Raw genomic sequence first — 19160 nt, 5'->3', positions numbered from 1 at the left:
CGAAGGCCCATTCGGTTTCCGGCGCCCATTCCGATCCGCAATCATGACCAAAGAACGGATAAGATCATGCGTGACGATCTTGCCTCAGTCGTGACTTTTCTCGAAGGGGTCCACCCCTACGATACCCTGCCGCGTAACGATCTGGTCCGCGTGGCCCGATCCTTTGTCCGCAGGGAACTGTCCGAGGGCACCGAGATCTATCATCATGGCGTGCCGCTGGAGGGGCTCTATCTGGTCTGCTCCGGTGCCGTCGAGATCCGCGATGCCAATGGCGGGCTCGTCTCGCATCTGGGGCCGCGCAACAGTTTCGGCGAGCGCGGGCTGATGCGCGACGGGCGGGCGGCCACCACGGCGCGGATGGAGGAGGCCGGTTTGCTCCTGATGCTGCCTGTTGCCGAATTCACGGCATTATGCGCGGCCGTCGAAAGCTTCCACCGGTTTTTCGACCGCTCGCCGGCGGCCTCGCTATCGGCGCGCGCGCGGTCAGGGGCGGATCTGGCGGGTATGCGGGTGGCGGACCTGCTATCGGGCAAGGTTGTGGCCTGCCGCCCCGAGACCAATGTGGTGGAGGCTGCGCGGCTGATGCGCGCCCATCATGTGTCCTCGCTGGGCGTAACAGATGCGGAAGGAAGGCTTCTGGGTATCGTTACGCAACGTGATATGTCGAATAAGGTTCTGGCCGGCAACTTCCCGACCTCGGCCGAGGTAGGCCGCGTGATGACCCCCGATCCGGTGAGCCTCGGTCCCGAGGCGCTGGGATCGGATATCCTGCACCGGATGTTCGAGCATGGCATCGGCCATCTGCCGGTGACCGAGGGCGGGCGACTGATCGGCATGATCACCCAGACCGATCTGACGCGTTTTCAGGCGGTCAGCTCGGCGGGGCTGATCCACGAGATCGCGCGCGCGCAGGATGTGGCGCAGATGGCCGCGATCACCGCCCGCATCCCGCAGCTTCTGGTGCAGCTGGTGGGGGCGCATCACGCCCATGAGGTCACTACACGGCTTATCACCGATATCGCCGATGCCGTCACGCGCCGCCTGTTGGGGATGGCCGAGGCGCAGCTGGGTCCCGCGCCCGCGCCCTGGGTCTGGGCGGCGTGCGGCAGCCAGGGGCGGCAGGAACAGACGGGCGTATCGGATCAGGATAACTGCCTGATCGTGGATGACAGCGCATCGGATGCGGATATGGAGTATTTTCGCAAATTCGCCCATATCGTCTCGGACGGGTTGCAGGCCTGCGGCTATGTCTATTGCCCGGGCGATATGATGGCCACCAACCCGCGATGGTGCCAGCGGACCGAAGTCTGGGCGCGCTACTTCCGTAGCTGGATCGCCACGCCCAATCCGGAGGCGCAGATGCTGGCCTCGGTGATGTTCGACCTGCGGGTGATCGGCGGCACGGCGCCCGCGTTGTTTGAGGCATTACAGGCCCAGACACTGGTCAATGCTGCCAAAAACTCGATCTTCGTGGCGCATATGATCGCCAATAGCCTCAAACATACGCCGCCTCTGGGGCTGATCCGCGGCTTTGCCACGATCCGCTCCGGCGAGCATCGCAACCATATTGATCTCAAACATAACGGCGTGGTGCCCGTGGCCGATCTGGCCCGTGTCCATGCGCTGCGCGGCCGGCTTGTTGCGGTCAATACCCGCGCGCGGCTGATGGCGGCGCGCGAGGCGGGCACGCTCTCGGTCAGTGGCGGGCAGGACCTGCTGGCGGCCTATGATCTGATCGCCCAGACGCGGCTCGAGACCCAGGCCCGCCAGATCCGTCAGGGGCAGGCCCCCGATAATTACCTTGCGCCCTCGGCGCTTCCCGATTTCGAACGCTCGCATCTGCGTGACGCCTTCGTGGTGGTGCGCTCTCTGCAATCGGCCATGGGCTATGGCAAGGCCAATCTCGGCCAGTAGCAAGCGTCAGCTAAAGGAGACCCTTCATGATCATAGATTTTATCGCAATGTTCTCGGCGGCGGCACTGGCGGTGCTGGTGGTCTTCGCGGCGCGCCACGGGTTGCGCAAATGGGCCGGTGTGACTTTGCCCAAATGGGTGATGCCCGCGATGGCCGGTCTCGCCATGCTGGGCTACACGGTCCATGCCGAATATCGCTGGTATCCCGATCTGAAGGCGGGGCTCGGGGGCGATATGAGCGTGGTGATGACCGTCGAGGATAGCAATTGGTGGCGCCCGTGGACCTATGCCAAACCGGTCACCACACGGTTCATGGCGGTGGATCTGGCGCAGGTGAGTGACCCCGCCCCCGGCCTGCGCGAAGGGCGGCTATTGCTGGTCTCGCGCTGGCAGCCTGTTCAGGCGGTGCCGGTGGCCTATGATTGCGCAGGCCATCGCCGCGCCGATCTGATCGGCGGCGCGCAGCTGTCGGGGAACGATCTGGCGGGCGGTGACTGGCGCGATATCGCGCCTGATGACCCGGCGATGGCCGCGATCTGCGGGGGGGTGGGCCATGGCTGAACGGGGCGACGATGGCATGGCGCGGCGGATACTGATCGTCGAGGACGAGGACAATATCGCCATGGCGCTCGATTTCCTGATGGGGCGCGAGGGGTTCGAGCATGCGCGGATCTCGACGGGGGCAGGTGCTATCGACTTGATCCGCGACATGCGCCCCGATCTGGTGCTTCTCGATATCATGCTGCCCGAGGTGTCGGGCTACGAGATCTGCGAGGCCATGCGCCTCGATCCCGATCTGCGGGCGGTGAAAATCCTGATGATGACCGCGCGGGGCTCCTCGGTGGAGCGTCGCAAGGGGCTGGCGCTCGGGGCGGACGGGTTCATCGCGAAACCCTTCGAGCTCAAGGAGCTGCGCGCCGAGCTGCATCGCCTGCTCGATGAGGCCGCCTGATGGAGGCTTGGGGGGCGCGGCTGGGGTTGCGTTTGCGGGTCTTTCTGCTTTTTGCGGCTCTGGCTGTCGGTCTGGTGCTGGCACTGCTGGCCGGAGCATGGCTGGGCGGGCGGCAGGGGCAGGAGCGGCTGGTGGTCATGGCGCTGGTCTCGGGGCTTTTGGGGGTCACGTTGGTCGCGGGGCTGTGGCTGTTATTCGATGAACATGTGGCCCGTCCGATCGAGGCTCTTGCAGGCGCGATGCGTCTGGCCGGATGGGGCGATAGCGCCGCCTTTGACGCGCCCTATCTGGGCGATCTTGGGCCTGCGGGCGCCGCATTGGGCGAGGCGATGTCGGCGCAGAACACGCGCATGGCCCGCGAGGTCGAACAGGCGCTTGCCCAGGCCGCTACCTCGCAGGCGCGGCTCGAAGTGCTGCTCGCCGATATGCCGGTGGCGGTGCTTTTGTTGTCACGGGATCTGCGCGTCGTGCTCTATAATCCGCAGGCAGCGGCCTTGCTGGTGGCGGGGGAGGCCAGACCCGGACTGGGGCGCAATCTGGCCGATTTCGTGGAACTCGCGCCGATTCTGCATGCCATAGACCGCCTGTCGCACGAAGAGGATCCGGAGGCGCGCTCGGATCTTCTCTGCACTACCCATGGGGGGCAGGTCCTGACAGGCCATCTGCGCTGTCTGCCGGGAAGCGGTGCGGAGGGCGGTCATGTGCTGACCCTGCAGGATGTCTCGGCCCAGAGTTCGGCCAGCCGTGCTGCAATGGCCCTCAATGCCGAGATCCTTGCAACGATCACGCCCGCGATTGCGGCCCTGCATTCGCTGCTCGATACCCTGACCGATCCGCAGGGGCCGCAGGGCGAGGACCGCAGCCGCGTGCGCATGGCGGCGCAGGCGCAGGTCCGCAGCCTGACGCGCGATCTGCACCGGCTGGGCCAGCAGGCCGAGCGGATCCCCGACTGGACGATGGCCGAGATCCGTGCCTCCGATCTGGCCGAGGCCGTGCGCGCGCGGACCGGCCGCCCGCTGACGCTCGCCACCAGCTCGCTGATCCTGCGCGCCGATGCCGAGGCGCTGCTCGATCTCTGGGGCCGGATTGTTCCCGCCGTGGATCGCGAAGGGCGCGGGGAGTTCCGGCTGGAAATCACGGCCGAGGGGGCGGGGGCGCTCATGGCGCTCGAATGGCAGGGAGCGCCATTGCCATTCGCACAGCTCGACGCGCTCCTGGGCCCGTCCGAACGGCAGGTGCTCGACCGCCATCGCAGCGATATCTGGCCCGAAACCCTGCATGACGGGCGGGCGCGGCTCTGTCTGCCGCTACGCGATCTGGCGCCGGCTGCGGACCGGCCCGACCGCTACCCCCGCCGCGTCACCTATGATTTCGACCTTCTCGACCGCCAGCCCCCGGGCGATATCCGCCTGACGCCGCTGGAGCAACTGACCTATGTGGTCTTTGACACCGAGACCACGGGGCTCGATCCCGAAACCGATGCTATCGTGCAGATCGCGGCACAGCGGATCGTCAATGGCCGCGTCTGCGAAACCTTCGAGATACTGGTCAACCCCGACCGTCCGATCCCCGCCTCGGCACAGGCCATCCACGGGATCAGTGACGAGATGGTCGCTACCGCCCCGACCGCCGCCATAGCAATCGGGAGGTTCCATCATTTCGCACGCGATGCGGTGCTGGTTGCCCATAACGCCCCCTTCGATATCGGCCTGCTCCGCGCCGCACTCCGCCGCCATCCGCAACCGCTGACCTTCGAGCATCCCGTGCTCGATACGGTCCTTCTCTCGGCCATCCTGTTCGGCCAGAGCCAGTCACACACGCTCGATGCGCTCTGCGACAGGCTCGGCATCCTGATCCCGCCCGAGGCCCGCCACAGCGCGATGGGCGATACCGATGCCACCGCGCGCGCCTTCCTGCGCATGCTGCCTGCCCTCAAGTCCAAAGGTCTGCACCGGCTGGCGGACCTCATCATCGCCGCGCGCAAGCATGGGCGCCTGATCCGTGACCTGAACCTGTAAAAACGGGCGCCATACCGGCGCCCGCTCCTGCTTCCATTGTCGTCAAATATCCCGGGGGGAATTGGGGCCGTCAGGCCCCAAGGGGGGCAGAGCCCTCTCGCGCCGGTTTACTTGAAGAAACGGCTGTCTTTAAGCTGGTCCCATGCCCAGACGACTTCCTGCAGCATCTCTTCCTGGCTGCGGTCGCCGCCATTCATGTCGGGGTGAAGCACCTTGATCAGCGCCTTATAGGCTTTGCGCACCTCGGCCTTGGTCTCGGCATTGGTCACCTCGAGGATCTCGGCGGCCTTGCGTTCGGTCGGCGGTAGCTTTCGTCCCACGGACCGGCGGCCCGGGTTCTGTGTGGCATTATCGCCCAGGATCTCGTGCGGGTCGGTCACGCCATGGCGGGCGAGGCCCAGCTTCTCGTCATTGGCGCGGTTGAAGGGCTTGGTCGGGCGCTCCCAGACGGTGGCATTGTCGAGGAAGGCCTGGAATTCCTCCTCCGATTGGCCCTGGAAATAGTTCCAGTTCAGATTGTATTCGCGGATATGCTCTTTGCAGAACCAGAAATACTCGTCCAGAACCTTGGGGCTCTTGGGTGCGCGATATTGGGCCTGCTCCTCACAGCCTGCCTTGTCACAGACGCGGGTCGAGGTCTCGAATGCCCCCGACATGCCACGGCGGCCCTTCTGGCGGCGTTTCTTATCTGCCTTCGCCGAGATATTAAAACCAAACGGGTCGTTCTTTTCCATAAGGGGTGGGTCTCCGTAATCTGACGGCTCGGGGTATCTGACAGCATTCGGCGAGGCCCCGGGGCCCCTCCGACTCGGGTCACGCATTCTATGTTATTTTCAGGCGGGTGAAAGCCCCGGATGCCAAAAATTGATCGCTTCCCGGAAGCGCAATTCCGACCCCGCGCGCGGCCTCAGCCGGAAGTGCCGGGCGTGGCCGCGCCAAGCTTCGGCGTTGTGCCTTCCTGCACCTTGGCCGAGAGCGCGCGGGCACGGCGCTCGATGGCACTGGGGATGCGCAGCGGCTGCGGGCTGCCCGAAGGATCGCCCTGATTGGCCGGATCAAGCATCGGATCAGGGCTCTTGCGGGGCGCCAGAACCGGCTCGGCGCGCGGCGCCTCCTGCCTGATCCCGTCGGAGACGCTGCTCATGGATCTGGGCTCGGCCACAAGCGGGGCTTTGGCTGCGGGCTTGGCCGCTTGGGTCTCTTCCGAAGAGGCCGGTGCTTTCGGGGCGGCTGCCGGTTTCGCACGGCGGAACACCAGCATGTTGTGATACACAGTGGCCTTGCCACGCAGCCCGCTGCGCTCCTCGGCGGGCAGGGTCTCGGCGCGCAGATAGTCCCAACCATCGACGGCCATCGCATTGAGCGTTGCGGTCAGCGTGTTGGCAAACCGGTCCTCGGGCGTCTTCATGCCACGGTCTCGCTCGCCGCGCACGGGCGCGGGGATTACCTTATACTCGTACTCTTGCATCTCTGCCTCACACCCTCTGGCCCACACCTCTGGCTTTCGCCATGCTTCGGGGCAGACTTGTCGTGCATTCGGGCCCTTGGGTCAAGTGACACAAGGGTGAGGATCGGTGGAGTTCCGCCACAACATGCGCATGAAAAAGGGCGCCGGAGCGCCCTTTGCCTGCGGATGAAGCGCTGTGCTCAAAGGCCCAGCTTCTTCACAACAAGTTCGTTCACAGCAGCGGGGTTGGCCTTGCCGCCGGTGGATTTCATTACCTGACCGACGAACCAGCCTGCGAGTTTGGGGTTGGCCTTGGCCTTCTCGACCTGCGCCGGATTGGCGGCAATCACCTCGTCCACGGCGGTCTCGATGGCCCCCATATCGGTGACCTGTTTCATGCCGCGCTCCTCGACCAGCGCTTCCGGATCGCCACCTTCGGTATAGACGATCTCGAACAGATCCTTGCCGATCTTGCCCGAAATATCGCCCGATTTGATCAGCTTGACGATCTTACCCAGCTGCTCTGCCGAAACCGGCGAGGTGGTCACATCACGGTCGTCTTTCTTCAGACGGCCGAAGAGTTCGTTGATCACCCAGTTGGCCGAAAGCTTGCCATCACCGCCCACAGCCAGCACCGCCTCGAAGTAATCGGCATTCTCGACATCGGCGGTCAAAACCGAGGCGTCATATTCCGACAGGCCGAATTCCTTCACGAACCGCGCCTTCTTGGCATCGGGCAGTTCGGGCATGGAGGCTGCGATATCATCGACCCAAGCCTGCTCGATCTCCAGCGGCAGCAGATCGGGGCAGGGGAAGTAGCGGTAATCATGCGCTTCTTCCTTCGAGCGCATCGAACGCGTCTCGTTCTTGTCCGGATCATAGAGGCGGGTTTCCTGCACGACCTTGCCGCCATCTTCGACGATGGCGATCTGGCGGCGGGCCTCGACCTCGATCGCGGCCTGGATGAAGCGCATCGAGTTCATGTTCTTGATCTCGCAGCGCGTGCCCAAAATCCCGAAATCACCGGTCTCGATGAATTTCTCGTAATCTCCCGGCTTGCAGATCGACACGTTCACATCGGCCCGCATATTGCCGTTCTGCATATTGCCGTCACAGGTGCCCAGGTAACGCAGGATCTGGCGCAGCTTGCCAACATAGGCGGCGGCCTCTTCGGGGCCACGGATATCGGGGCGCGAGACGATCTCCATCAGCGCCACACCTGTCCGGTTGAGATCGACGAAGGACATATGCGGGTCCATATCGTGGATCGATTTGCCGGCATCCTGCTCGAGATGGATGCGTTCGATACGGACCTTGCGGCCCACACCCGGCCCCATGTCGACGAGGATCTCGCCCTCGCCCACAATGGGATGGTAAAGCTGGCTGATCTGATAGCCCTGAGGCAGGTCAGGATAGAAGTAGTTCTTGCGGTCGAAGGCCGAGAAGAGATTGATCTTTGCCTTCAGACCCAGACCGGTGCGTACGGCCTGCGCGACGCAATAGTCGTTGATAACAGGCAGCATCCCCGGCATGGCGGCATCGACAAAGGCCACATTCGAGTTCGGCTCGGCACCGAAGGTGGTAGAGGCACCCGAAAACAGTTTGGCATTCGAATGGACCTGCGCATGGACCTCGAGACCGATCACCAGTTCCCAGTCCGACTTGGCCCCTGCGATGACTTTCGGTTTGGGCGCTTCATAAGCGAGATGGTCGAGCATATCCGCATTCCTCGTGTCTTTGGCCGGGCTTTGCGCCCCAACGTGCTATCCGCCTTCTAGGACAGGGGCGATGCGGGGGCAAGTGCCTGCTTTGGCCGGATCGCGCGAGGGGGCTCTGCCCCCGCGCCTTGCAGGCGCTCCCCCGGGATATTTAGGGACGCTGGAAAACTGCATTCCAGCGTCTCTAAATATCCTCGGGGGTGAATTGGACAAAGTCCAAGAGGGGGCGCGAGCGCCCCCCGATGCTCGGGGTCAGCCCAAGAGACGCTGGGACATCTCGGAGAGATCGCGCGAGAGGCCGCGGGTCTGGGAAATGCGGGTGAGTTCCTCGCGGATGAGGTTCTGGCGGGCGCTGTCATAGCGGCGCCATGTCTCGAAACTGGTGGACATACGCGCGGCTGTCTGCGGGTTCATCGGGTCGAGTTTGATGAGCCAATCCGCAAGGAAGGCATAGCCCGATCCGTCCTTGGCATGGAAACCTGCGTGATTGGCGGTTAGGCCGCCAATGAGCGACCGGAAGCGGTTGGGGTTTTTCCAGTCAAAGGCCTGGTCTTGCGACAGCGCCTCGGCCTTTGCCACGGCGTCTTCGGGCGGGCAGGCGGCGACCTGCACCATGAACCATTTGTCCATGACAAGACGGTTGTCCTGCCAGCGGGCGCGGAAGGTTTCGGAGGCCTCATCGCCCAGACCTGCGCGGATCAGAATCGACAATGCGCCGAAGCTTTCGGTCATGTTATCGGCCGCATCGAACAGGGCCTTGGCGCGGGCACCGTTATCGAGTTTGGTCAGCAGGCTCAGGCAGGCCAGACGCAGGCCGCGTTTGCCGGCGGGTTCTGCATCGGGCGAGTAGGGACCTTTGACCTCCAGCGCATCATAGAGCGCGCTCAGGCGGGCCTCATGTGCGGTGGCGATGGCCCTGGAGAGGGCGCTGCGTGCGCTGTGGATGGCATCGGGGTCGGGGGTCTCGCCTGCGGCAAAGAGTGCCTGTGCCAGTTCATCCTCGCCCGGAAGGGCAAGGCAATGCGCGGTGAAGGCAGGCTCCAGCGTGTCATCTGCCAACAGGTTGCCGATCGCGTCGATATATCCCTGCGCCGGGCGCGCGCCCTTGGTCATCGCGATCAGGGTGCGTTGGGCAAGGCTGCGCCCTGCCTCCCACCGGTTGAAGCCATCTGTGTCATGGGCCAGCAGGAAGGCCTGTTCCTCGGGGCTCTGTTCGCGTTGCAGCACGACGGGCGCCGAGAAATCGCGCAGGATCGACGGCACGGGTCTTTCGGCCACATCGAAGCTGAAGCTCTGCTCTTCTTCGGTCATCTCCAGCAGTTGCGTGGACAGGACCTCGCGGCCCTGCAGGTCCAGAAGACCCACGGCAATCGGGATATGGCGCGGGGCTTTCTCGGGCTCGCCCGGAGTGGGGGGCGTCGATTGGCGGAAGGTCAGCGTGTAGCGGCCATCGGCATAGGCATCGGTCACCTTCAGATGCGGCGTGCCTGCGGAGGTATACCACAGCGCGAATTGCGTGAGATCACGTCCCGTCACATCCTCGAAAACCTTCAGCCAGTCCTCGATCGTGCAGGCCTGCCCGTCATGGCGCTCGAAATAGAGATCGAGCGCCTGGCGATAGGCCTCGTCGCCCGCGAGCCGTTTGAGCATCCCCACGATCTCGGCGCCTTTTTCATAGACGGTGACCGTGTAGAAGTTGTTGATCTCGCGGTAGTGATTGGGGCGGGGCGGATGGGCGAGCGGGCCTTGGTCCTCGCGGAACTGGCGGGTGCGCAGCGTAGCGGCATCCTCGATCCGCTTAACCGGCCCGAGGCGCACATCACGGGTGAAACTCTGGTCGCGGAAGACGGTCAGGCCCTCCTTGAGGCAGAGCTGGAACCAGTCGCGGCAGGTGATCCGGTCGCCGGTCCAGTTGTGGAAATACTCGTGTCCGATCACCGCCTCGATGCGCACATAATCGGTATCGGTCGCGGTTTCGGGGGAGGCGAGCACGAGTTTGGAGTTGAAGATATTCAGCCCCTTGTTCTCCATCGCGCCCATGTTGAAATCATCGACCGCCACGAGATTGAAGACCGAGAGGTCATATTCGCGCCCATAGGCTTCCTCGTCCCAGACCATGGAGCGTTTCAGGCTCTCGAGCGCGAAATCGCACCGGTCTTCATCGCCCGGACGGACCCAGATGTTCAGATCGACCTCGAGGCCGGATTTCGTGGTGAATGTGCCCGAGGTTGCTACGAGATCGCCCGCCACGAGCGCAAACAGATAGGCCGGTTTCGGCCATGGGTCATCCCATTCGGCCCATCCCTCGCCCGAAGCCCCCGCATTGCCATTGGACAAAAGCACCGGCAGGTCGCCCTCGATGCGCACATGGAAGCGCGCCATCACATCGGGGCGATCGGGATAGAAGGTGATCTTGCGGAACCCCTCGGCCTCGCATTGGGTGCAATACATGCCGTTCGACATATAGAGCCCTTCGAGGGCGGTATTGGCATTGGGCGCGATCTCGACCTCGGTCTCCAGCGTAAAGGCGCCTTCGGGGAGGGCAGCGGCATGCACGGTCAGCCCCGTCTCGGTCAGCAGATAATCGGCGGGCTGCAGTGCAGTGCCATCGATCCCGAGCGAGATCAGTTTCAGTTCCTCACCATCGAGATGCAGCGAGGCCCCCTCGCCTTTGGGGGTCAGGTGCAGCCGCGCAAGGACGCGGGTCGCCGACGGGGCCAGTCGGAAGGTCAGATGAACCTGATCAAGATCGAACGGATAGGGCGTATAGTCTTTCAGGTAGATCGTGCCGTCCATCGGGGTGGCTCCTTTGCTTCGTCTCGTGACGTATTGTCTGGCGGCACAGGGTAGGCGCGGGCGCGGGGAGGTTCAAGACAGGGTCATGTGTTTGTGGGGGGGGCGTTTGTGTCTCTGGACAGGGCGGCTATCTATCGTCAGGTTGTAAGCCAAGTTACAGATATAAGGAGGTCGCGATGGTCGAACGGATCGAACGCGCAGGATTGCAGGTTGCCAGGGAACTGGCCGAGTTCATCGAGGGGCGGGCCTTGCCGCAAAGCGGGGTCGTCCCCGCGCGATTCTGGGCGGGGATGTCGGTTCTGATGGCCGAGTTCGCGCCGAAGAACCGTGATCTGCTGGAAACGCGCGAGAAAATGCAGTCCCGACTGGATGCGTGGCATCTGGAGCGGCGCGGCCAGCCCCATGACGCGGCGGCCTATAAGGCCTATCTGGAGGAGATCGGATACCTCCTGCCCGAGGGCGAGGATTTCACCGTGGAAACCCCCGCGACCGATCCGGAATTCGCGCAGATCTGCGGGCCGCAGTTGGTGGTGCCGATCATGAATGCGCGCTACGCGCTCAACGCGGCCAATGCCCGCTGGGGCTCCTTGTATGACGCCTATTATGGCACCGATGCGCTTGGCGACCTTCCCGCGGGCAAGGGGTTCGATGCCGCACGGGGCGCGCGCGTTGTCGCGGCGGCCAAGGCGTTTCTGGATAGAACCTTCCCGCTTGTGTCGGGCAAATGGGCCGATGTCCGTGCCATCTCGGTGGAGAATGGCGGGCTGTTCGTGACCACCGATGACATGACAGGCCTGATGAACCCCGCGCAATTCGCGGGCTATCAGGGGGCGCAGGATGCGCCGACCGCATTGGTCCTGAAGAATAACGGGCTGCATGTGATCGTGAAGATCGATGCGAGCCATTCCATCGGGCGCACCGATCCGGCGCATATCTCGGATGTGGTGATGGAAGCCGCGATCTCGGCGATCATGGATTGCGAGGATTCGGTCGCCGCTGTCGATGCCGAGGATAAGGTTCTGGCCTATGGCAACTGGCTGGGGTTGATGGCGGGCGATCTGACCGAGAGCGTCGAGAAGGAGGGCCGGACCTTCACCCGTGCTCTGAACCCCGATCTGGAGATCACCTTGCCTGAAGGCGGCGAGGGTATGCTCAAGGGCCGCTCGATGATGCTGGTGCGCAATGTCGGACATCTGATGACCAACCCTGCCATCCTTGATGCGGACGGGCGCGAGATCCCCGAAGGGCTGATGGATGCGCTGGTGACCGTGCTTTGCGCCATGCCCGATCTGGCCAAGACGGCTGGTCCGCGCAACTCGGAAACGGGCTCGGTCTATGTAGTGAAGCCCAAGATGCACGGGCCGGAGGAGGTCGCCTTTGCCTGCGCGGTGTTCGACCATGTCGAGGAGGTGCTGGGCCTGCCGCGCTATACCGTTAAGCTTGGCATCATGGATGAGGAGCGCCGCACCTCGGTCAACCTGAAGGAATGTATCCGCGCGGCCAAACATCGGGTGGCCTTCATCAATACGGGCTTCCTCGACCGCACCGGTGACGAGATCCATACCTCGATGGAAGCAGGTCCGATGCTTCCCAAGGGCGAGATGAAGGGGCAGGCATGGATTGCCGCCTATGAAGATCGCAATGTGGATATCGGGTTGCGCTGCGGGCTGTCGGGGCGCGCGCAGATCGGCAAGGGCATGTGGGCCATGCCCGATCTGATGGTGGCGATGCTCGAGCAGAAGATCGGCCATCCGAAAGCGGGCGCCAATTGCGCCTGGGTGCCGTCGCCCACCGCGGCCACGCTCCATGCCACGCATTACCACGCAGTCGATGTGCTGGCCCGCCAGCGCGAGATTGCGGCCCTCAACCGGCCCGCGCGGCTCGATGATCTGCTGAGCATTCCGGTGGCCGTGGGGCGCAATTTCTCCGAGGAAGAGATCGCCCGCGAGGTGCGCAACAATGCGCAGGGTATTCTGGGCTATGTGGTGCGTTGGGTCGATCAGGGGGTGGGCTGCTCCAAAGTGCCAGATATCCATGATGTCGGGTTGATGGAAGACCGCGCGACCTGCCGGATCTCGGCGCAGGCGCTCTCGAACTGGCTCCATCATGGTGTGGTCTCGGAAGAGGCTGTGATGCATGGCTTGCGCGAGATGGCGGAAGTGGTGGACCGCCAGAATGCGGGGGATCCGTCCTATGTGCCGATGGCGCCCGATTATAATGGTGTGGCGTTTCAGGCGGCCTGCGATCTGATCTTCCAGGGCCGCAACCAGCCCTCGGGCTATACCGAGCCGGTCCTGCATCACCGCCGGCTGCAATGGAAGGCGGCCCGCTGATCTCGGCGCCGTTCCGGATCTGCCTGCGTGGCGGGCAGATCCAGTTTTATGTGCTCTTTTATCGGGCAGGGCTGTGAAATATGGCCTAAGGTGCGCAGATCGTGAGGTCTCTTCGCCATTGCGCACATTTGCTGCGCATTTGAGGCCTTTTCCTGCGTAGCCGGACTGCCTAGCTTGTCCGTCAAAGGAGAGCAGGCATGACCAGACCCATCGTAGGCATCATCGGAAATACCGGACTGATCAATGATCGCTATCCCGTCCATGAGGTGGGCACGATGGTCTGCGATGCGGTGGCGGAGGTTTCGGGATGTATCCCGATGATCATCCCGCCCGATCCCTGCTGGATGACCGTGGCCGAGCTGATGGAGACCTGTGACGGGTTCCTGTTGCCGGGCGGGCGGCCCAATGTGCACCCGTCAGAATATGGCGATGAGGAGACCGAGGCGCATGGCACCTTCGATCGCAAGCGCGACGCCATCGCGCTGGAGCTGGTGCGCGCCTGTGTGGCCACCGGCCAGCCGGTCTTCGGTATCTGCCGCGGGTTTCAGGAGATCGCGGTGGCGATGGGCTCGACGCTGCATCCCGAGATCCGTGAGCTGCCGGGCCGGCGCAATCACCGGATGCCGGTGGATGTGCCGCTCGATGAGGGATTCTCCAACCGTCATCTGGTGCAGCTGACGCCGGGCGGGCGGTTTGCGCGGATCTTCGGGGCAGAGGAGGTCGAGACCAACTCGCTGCACGGGCAGGGGATCATGATCCCCGGTCCGCGGATCGTGGTCGAGGGCCGCACCGAGGACGGCACGATGGAAGCGATCTATGTGAAGGACGCGCCGGGCTTCACGATGGCGGTGCAATGGCATCCCGAACATCGCGCGGCGCAAGATCCGGTCTCTCGGCCGCTTTTCGAGGCCTTCGGCCATGCGGTGCGGTCCTGGGCCATGGCGCGGCGGGGTGCGGCAAAAGTCGCGTGATCCGGCTGCCGATGCGGAACCGGCTGATGTGGAAAAGGGGGCGATCTCGCCCCCTTCTTTCATAGTCGGGGACTATGAAATTCATCCCCCGAGGATATTTAGAGACGCTGGAATGCTCAGAGACCGTTCTGGGCCTCGCGGCGCAGCGTGCGCGGCAGATGTTCCTGCGTGGCGAGAAAATGTTCCACACGGGCCCGTTCGAATTTGGCCAGATCCGCCAACCAGCGCCCGATGGCACGCGACAGCTCGACCGGAGCGCCGGGGGCAAGCCGTGCCGCCAGCGTCAGCAGATGGTCCTGCACGCGGTGGTCTTCGGGCTTGGGATTGCGCAGCTTGGTATAGGGGCGCGTCATCAGGAAGATCGCGATCTTCGGACCGACAGGGCCTTGGCGTGGTTCGATTGCGTCATCATCGAGCTCGTCTTCTTCGAGATCGCCGGAGAGGGTCGGCTGGCCGTCGGCGGCCCAGGCATCGAGCTGGCTCAGGCGCGCCAGATTGCCCTGCAGGCGTTTGGCAGCCGGTTTGCACAGCGCATCGATCAGCGCGAAGCAATCGGCCTCCTCGATCCATTGGGTCAGGAGTTGCCATGCCATATCGTCAGGGCGCATCCGCGCCTGAGTCAGCAACTTGGCGGCAGCGATGCGGGCCTCAAAGATGCCTGATTGCCAGAGCTCGTGGGCCAGGCTCACGCGGCCCTCATTGTCGAGCGCCTCGCGCCACATGGCGGCCATATCGGTGATGCCGGTCGCCGTGACGCCGATCACGCGGCAGCTGGTGCCGGTCTGGGCCTTTATCTGGGCGGCGCGATCGGCATCCGTCCATGCCTCGAGCGCATAGAGCGCGTCCTCGATCGTGGGCGGAGGCAGGGCATCCTCCGCCTCTGCCTCTTCCTCGAAATATTCGTAATCGGCGTCGGAGGCGGCGTAAGCCGCGGCCTCGGCGCTGAGTTTTGCGGCTTCCTCGGGGGGCAAGCGGGTGCCATCATCCTGAAGGATCTCGGGTTTGGGGCCTTTGCGGCCCCCACGTTTGCGGCTCATTCGACAGTCACCGATTTTGCAAGGTTGCGGGGCTGGTCCACATCCGTGCCTTTGGCGATGGCGGTGTGATAGGCCAGAAGCTGAGCTGGTAGCGCATAGAGGATCGGCGCCCATGGTTCAAGCACTTCCGGCAGTTGCAGCGTGGCCCATGTGCCCTCGGAGGCCTCGGTCAGACCTTGGGCATCGGACACCAGCAGCACCTTGCCATGGCGCGCCATGACCTCCTGCATGTTCGACACGGTCTTGTCGAAGAGCCCGTCATGGGGGGCGAAGACGATCACCGGCACGGTGCGCTCGATCAAAGCGATAGGCCCGTGTTTCAGCTCGCCGCTGGCATAGCCTTCGGCGTGGATATAGCTGATTTCCTTGAGTTTCAGTGCACCTTCCATGGCCAGCGGATAAAGCGGACCGCGCCCGAGGAAGAGGATATCCTGCGCTTCGGCCAGCTGGTTCGACAGCTCGGCGATGCGCTCCCCGATACCGAGGCCCGCATTCATCAGGCCGGGCAGGGCGCGCAGCGCCTCCATATGTTTACGGGCCGCCTCGGGGCTGAGATGGCCGCGGTCGAGCCCCGCCTTCAGTGCCAGCACGGCCAGCGTCAGCAATTGGCAGGTAAAGGCCTTGGTCGAGGCCACGCCCACCTCGATACCGGCATGAATCGGCAGGGCGATATCGGCCTCGCGCGCCATGGTCGAGGTCGGCACATTGATGACGGCGATGGTCTTCTCGACCTTCTCGTTGCAATAGCGCAGGGCGGCCAGCGTATCGGCGGTCTCGCCCGACTGGCTGACAAACAGCGCGACCGAACGGGCAGGCATCGGCGGTTCGCGGTAGCGGAACTCCGAGGCCACATCGATCTCGCAGGGAATGCCCGCGAGTTTCTCGAACCAGTATTTCGCGGTCTGGCAGGCATAGAAGGCGGTGCCACAGGCCACAAGGGTCAGCCGTTCGATCCCCGTAAAATCGACCGTTTCCGGCAGGTTGATCGTATCGCCCTGCAGATAATGGGTCAGCGCATCGGCCAGAACCACCGGCTGTTCGGCGATCTCCTTGGCCATGAAATGCTTGTAACCGCCTTTCTCGACGCGGGTCTGGCCCAGATCGATGCGGGCCTCGTCACGATTGGCGCGGCGGCCCTCGTGATCGAAGATCTCGGCGCCCGCACGGGTGATGAAGGCGTAATCGCCCTCTTCGAGATAGGTGATACGGTCGGTCATCGGCGAAAGCGCGATGGCATCCGAGCCCACGAACATCTCGCCATCGCCATGACCGATGGCAAGAGGCGAGCCCTTGCGGGCGGCGATCATCAGATCGGCCTCACCGTCAAAGAGCCACAGAAGCGCGAAGGCACCCTCGAGCTTTTTCAGCGTGGCGACAGCGGCCTCGCGCGGCGCCATGCCGCGATCCATCATCAGGCGGGTCAGCTGGGCGACGGTTTCGGTATCGGTTTCGGTCTCGGGGGTGATGCCGGCTTCAGCCAGCTCGGCCCGCAGCTCGCGGAAATTCTCGATGATGCCGTTATGGACCACCGCCACCGGACCCGAACGATGCGGATGCGCGTTGGCCACTGTGGCCGCGCCATGGGTGGCCCAGCGGGTATGGCCGATGCCCGATTTGCCCGGCAGCGGTTCGTGGACCAGAAGATCCGAGAGGTTCCACAGTTTGCCCACCGCGCGGCGACGGTCGAGGCGGCCCTCGTTGATCGTGGCAATGCCTGCGCTGTCATAGCCGCGATATTCCAGCCGCTTGAGGCTTTCGACCAGTAGGGGGGAGACTTCATGCGTGCCGAGGACGCCGATGATTCCGCACATATCTCAGCCTTTCGCTTTGGCGGCGCGCAGCTTCGCCATGAGTTTTGCTGCAAGACCGGGCTTGTTGACCTGCTGGCCGCGGGCGATGGCCAGCGCCTCGTCGGGGACGTTCTCGGTGATGACCGAGCCCGAGCCGGTCAGCGCCTGATTGCCGACGGTGACGGGGGCGACCAGCATTGTCGACGATCCGATGAACGCATCCTGACCGATCACGGTGCGATGCTTGAAGACGCCGTCATAGTTGCAGGTGATGGTGCCCGCGCCGATATTGCTGCGCGCGCCGATCTCGGCATCGCCCAGATAGGTCAAGTGGCCCACCTTCACGCCCTCGGCGAGCGAGGAGTTCTTCACCTCGACGAAATTGCCGACATGGACGTTTTCGGCCAGTTCCGCGCCGGGACGCAGGCGGGCGAAGGGCCCGACCGTCGCGCCACGCGAGATATGGCAGCCTTCCAGATGGCAGAAGGCCTCGATGGCGGCTCCCGATTCCACGGTGACGCCGGTGCCGAAGACGACATTCGGCCCCACGGTGACATCGCGCCCCAGATAGGTGTCGAGCGCGAAATAGACGGTGGAGGGGTCGACCATGCTCACGCCGTTCTCGAGCGCGTCGGCGCGCTGGCGGTCCTGGAACAGATCCTCGGCTACGGAAAGCTCGAAGCGGGTATTGATGCCCAGCGTCTCTTCCTCGTCGCAGGTCACCACCTCGGTGGTCAGCCCGCGCGCCCGCGCCATGCCCACGATATCTGTGAGATAATATTCGCCCGCCGCATTGTCATTACCCAGCCCCTGCACCAGCTCGGTCAGCAGCACCGCATCGCAGGCGATGACACCCGAATTGCACAGGGTGATCTCGCGTTCTTCCTCGGTGGCGTCCTTGTATTCGACGATCCGCTCGAGGGCATGGCCATGGGTTACCAGCCGCCCGTAGCGGCCCGGATCCTCGGCCTCGAACCCCAGCACGGTAACGGCGGCATCCGACTCGGCCATCGCTTCCAGCGTTTCGGGGCGGATGAAGGGGGTGTCGCCATAGAGCACGATCACCCGGCCATGATAGCCATCAAGATGGGGCAGGGCCTGCGCCACGGCATGGCCGGTGCCCAGCTGTTCGTCCTGACGCACGCATTGTGCCTCGGGCGCCCATTCCGCTACGGCCTTTTCGACCAGCTCGGCCCCGTGGCCGGTGACGGTCACCACGCGCTCGGGATCGAGGGCGCGCCCTGCGGCCAGCGCATGGGCCACCAGCGGCGCGCGGCCCACCTGATGCAGCACTTTGGGCAGGTCGGAATTCATGCGGGTGCCTTGCCCTGCGGCAAGGATGATCAGCGCGTTCGCCATGGGTCTGCCTTTTCTTCTGGCCTTTTCTTCTGCTCATCCCCGTTTTACCCATAGTCGGACGCGCCGCAAGGTGCCTGATCATCACGTCGTCTTTCGCCGTGTTTCAATTGGCCCTCGGTAGCGGGGCAGGAAGGACAAGATGGAAACCGTAGTCTTCGATCTGGATGGAACGCTCGCCGATACCTCGGCCGATCTTCTGGCGGCGGCCAATGCCTGCTTTGCCGAACGCGGTCTGGAGGCGCGGCTCGATCCGGAGGCGGATGCGCTCATCGCCTTCCATGGCGGGCGTGCGATGCTGCGCGAGGGGTTCGAACGGGCGGGGATTGCCGATATCGAGGCCGCGATCGAGGAGGACTTCGAAGCTCTCCTTGGCCATTACGACCAGCATATCTGCGTTCATACGCAGCTCTATCCGGGCGCGCGCGCAGCCATCGAGGCACTCCGCGCGGCGGGCTACAAGACCGCGATCTGCACCAATAAACCCGAGGCACTGGCCGTGAAGCTGGTGGCGGAGCTAGGCATCGCGCCGCTCTTCGATGCGCTGATCGGTGCCGATACGCTGCCTACCCGCAAGCCCGACCCCGCACCCTATATCGCCTCTGTCGTGCAGGCGGGCGGCGATGTGGGGCGCTCGATCCTGATCGGCGATACGGTGACCGACCGCAAGACGGCCGAGGCCGTGGGCGTGCCCTGTGTGCTGGTGACCTTCGGCCCCGAGGGAGAGGAGATCCTGCGGCTCAAGCCCGAGGCGTCGATGGCCAGCTATGCGATCCTACCCAATCTTGTGGCGCAGTTGCTGCCGAAACTTGCCTGAGGGTGCAAATGC

14 protein-coding genes are annotated in these 19160 nt (G+C 63.9%); 7 read left to right on the top strand and 7 right to left on the bottom strand.

The features are described 5' to 3' along the window. Positions 1-66 precede the first annotated feature (66 nt). The 4 genes from VSX56_RS01870 to VSX56_RS01855 are packed head-to-tail and all read left to right on the top strand — an operon-like array spanning position 67 to position 4883. On the top strand, positions 67-1914 hold the full coding sequence (locus VSX56_RS01870) for a DUF294 nucleotidyltransferase-like domain-containing protein (RefSeq protein WP_350934428.1): 1848 nt from the start codon (positions 67-69) through the stop codon (positions 1912-1914). 26 nt (positions 1915-1940) lie between these two features. After that, positions 1941-2474, top strand: coding sequence for a hypothetical protein (locus VSX56_RS01865; RefSeq protein WP_350934426.1), 534 nt, complete (start codon positions 1941-1943; stop codon positions 2472-2474). Beyond that, positions 2467-2865: a response regulator transcription factor gene (locus VSX56_RS01860; protein ID WP_339112169.1), complete on the top strand. Its 399-nt coding sequence runs from the start codon at positions 2467-2469 to the stop codon at positions 2863-2865. The genes VSX56_RS01865 and VSX56_RS01860 overlap by 8 nt, the downstream gene beginning before the upstream one ends. Continuing rightward, positions 2865-4883: a 3'-5' exonuclease gene (locus tag VSX56_RS01855; protein WP_350934423.1), complete on the top strand. Its 2019-nt coding sequence runs from the start codon at positions 2865-2867 to the stop codon at positions 4881-4883. The genes VSX56_RS01860 and VSX56_RS01855 overlap by 1 nt, the downstream gene beginning before the upstream one ends. A gap of 107 nt (positions 4884-4990) precedes the next feature. Here the strand turns inward: VSX56_RS01855 and VSX56_RS01850 are convergent, their stop codons facing one another. The 4 genes from VSX56_RS01850 to pepN form a co-directional block, all read right to left on the bottom strand. Further along, positions 4991-5617 carry a DnaJ domain-containing protein gene (locus VSX56_RS01850; RefSeq protein WP_339112171.1) on the bottom strand — a complete coding sequence of 209 codons (627 nt, stop codon included), beginning with the start codon at positions 5615-5617 and terminating at the stop codon, positions 4991-4993. 173 nt (positions 5618-5790) lie between these two features. Then, entirely contained in the window at positions 5791-6351 is a 561-nt protein-coding gene (locus VSX56_RS01845) for a DUF4177 domain-containing protein (protein ID WP_350934420.1), read from the bottom strand. A 179-nt stretch (positions 6352-6530) separates the two neighbouring features. After that, positions 6531-8048, bottom strand: coding sequence for an Asp-tRNA(Asn)/Glu-tRNA(Gln) amidotransferase subunit GatB (gene gatB / locus VSX56_RS01840; RefSeq protein WP_339112173.1), 1518 nt, complete (start codon positions 8046-8048; stop codon positions 6531-6533). 252 nt (positions 8049-8300) lie between these two features. Continuing rightward, on the bottom strand, positions 8301-10844 hold the full coding sequence (gene pepN, locus VSX56_RS01835) for an aminopeptidase N (protein ID WP_350934418.1): 2544 nt from the start codon (positions 10842-10844) through the stop codon (positions 8301-8303). Positions 10845-11020: 176 nt separating this feature from the next. Between pepN and VSX56_RS01830 the strand changes: the two genes are divergently transcribed. Then, entirely contained in the window at positions 11021-13177 is a 2157-nt protein-coding gene (locus VSX56_RS01830) for a malate synthase G (RefSeq protein WP_350934416.1), read from the top strand. A 197-nt stretch (positions 13178-13374) separates the two neighbouring features. Further along, positions 13375-14148, top strand: a complete 774-nt coding sequence (locus tag VSX56_RS01825; protein ID WP_350934414.1) for a gamma-glutamyl-gamma-aminobutyrate hydrolase family protein — start codon at positions 13375-13377, stop codon at positions 14146-14148. 116 nt (positions 14149-14264) lie between these two features. Here VSX56_RS01825 and VSX56_RS01820 read toward each other — a convergent pair whose 3' ends face one another. The 3 genes from VSX56_RS01820 to glmU are packed head-to-tail and all read right to left on the bottom strand — an operon-like array spanning position 14265 to position 18334. Then, on the bottom strand, positions 14265-15185 hold the full coding sequence (locus VSX56_RS01820) for a DNA alkylation repair protein (protein WP_350934412.1): 921 nt from the start codon (positions 15183-15185) through the stop codon (positions 14265-14267). Continuing rightward, positions 15182-16996 carry a glutamine--fructose-6-phosphate transaminase (isomerizing) gene (gene glmS, locus VSX56_RS01815; protein ID WP_350934409.1) on the bottom strand — a complete coding sequence of 605 codons (1815 nt, stop codon included), beginning with the start codon at positions 16994-16996 and terminating at the stop codon, positions 15182-15184. Before glmS ends, VSX56_RS01820 begins: the two co-directional genes overlap by 4 nt. Positions 16997-16999: 3 nt before the next feature. Then, positions 17000-18334, bottom strand: a complete 1335-nt coding sequence (gene glmU, locus VSX56_RS01810) for a bifunctional UDP-N-acetylglucosamine diphosphorylase/glucosamine-1-phosphate N-acetyltransferase GlmU (protein WP_339112179.1) — start codon at positions 18332-18334, stop codon at positions 17000-17002. A 139-nt stretch (positions 18335-18473) separates the two neighbouring features. On the opposite strand from glmU, the gene VSX56_RS01805 reads away from it, so the two are divergent. Further along, a complete protein-coding gene (locus VSX56_RS01805; RefSeq protein ID WP_350934407.1) occupies positions 18474-19148 on the top strand; it encodes an HAD family hydrolase in 675 nt (224 codons plus the stop codon). Positions 19149-19160 lie beyond the last annotated feature (12 nt).

Origin of the sequence: Thioclava kandeliae, from assembly GCF_040297545.1 — a bacterium.
Taxonomy (GTDB): Bacteria; Pseudomonadota; Alphaproteobacteria; order Rhodobacterales; family Rhodobacteraceae; genus Thioclava; species Thioclava kandeliae.
Note: the sequence above shows the minus strand (reverse complement) of the source record. Positions and strands in the feature narration are given on the sequence as shown.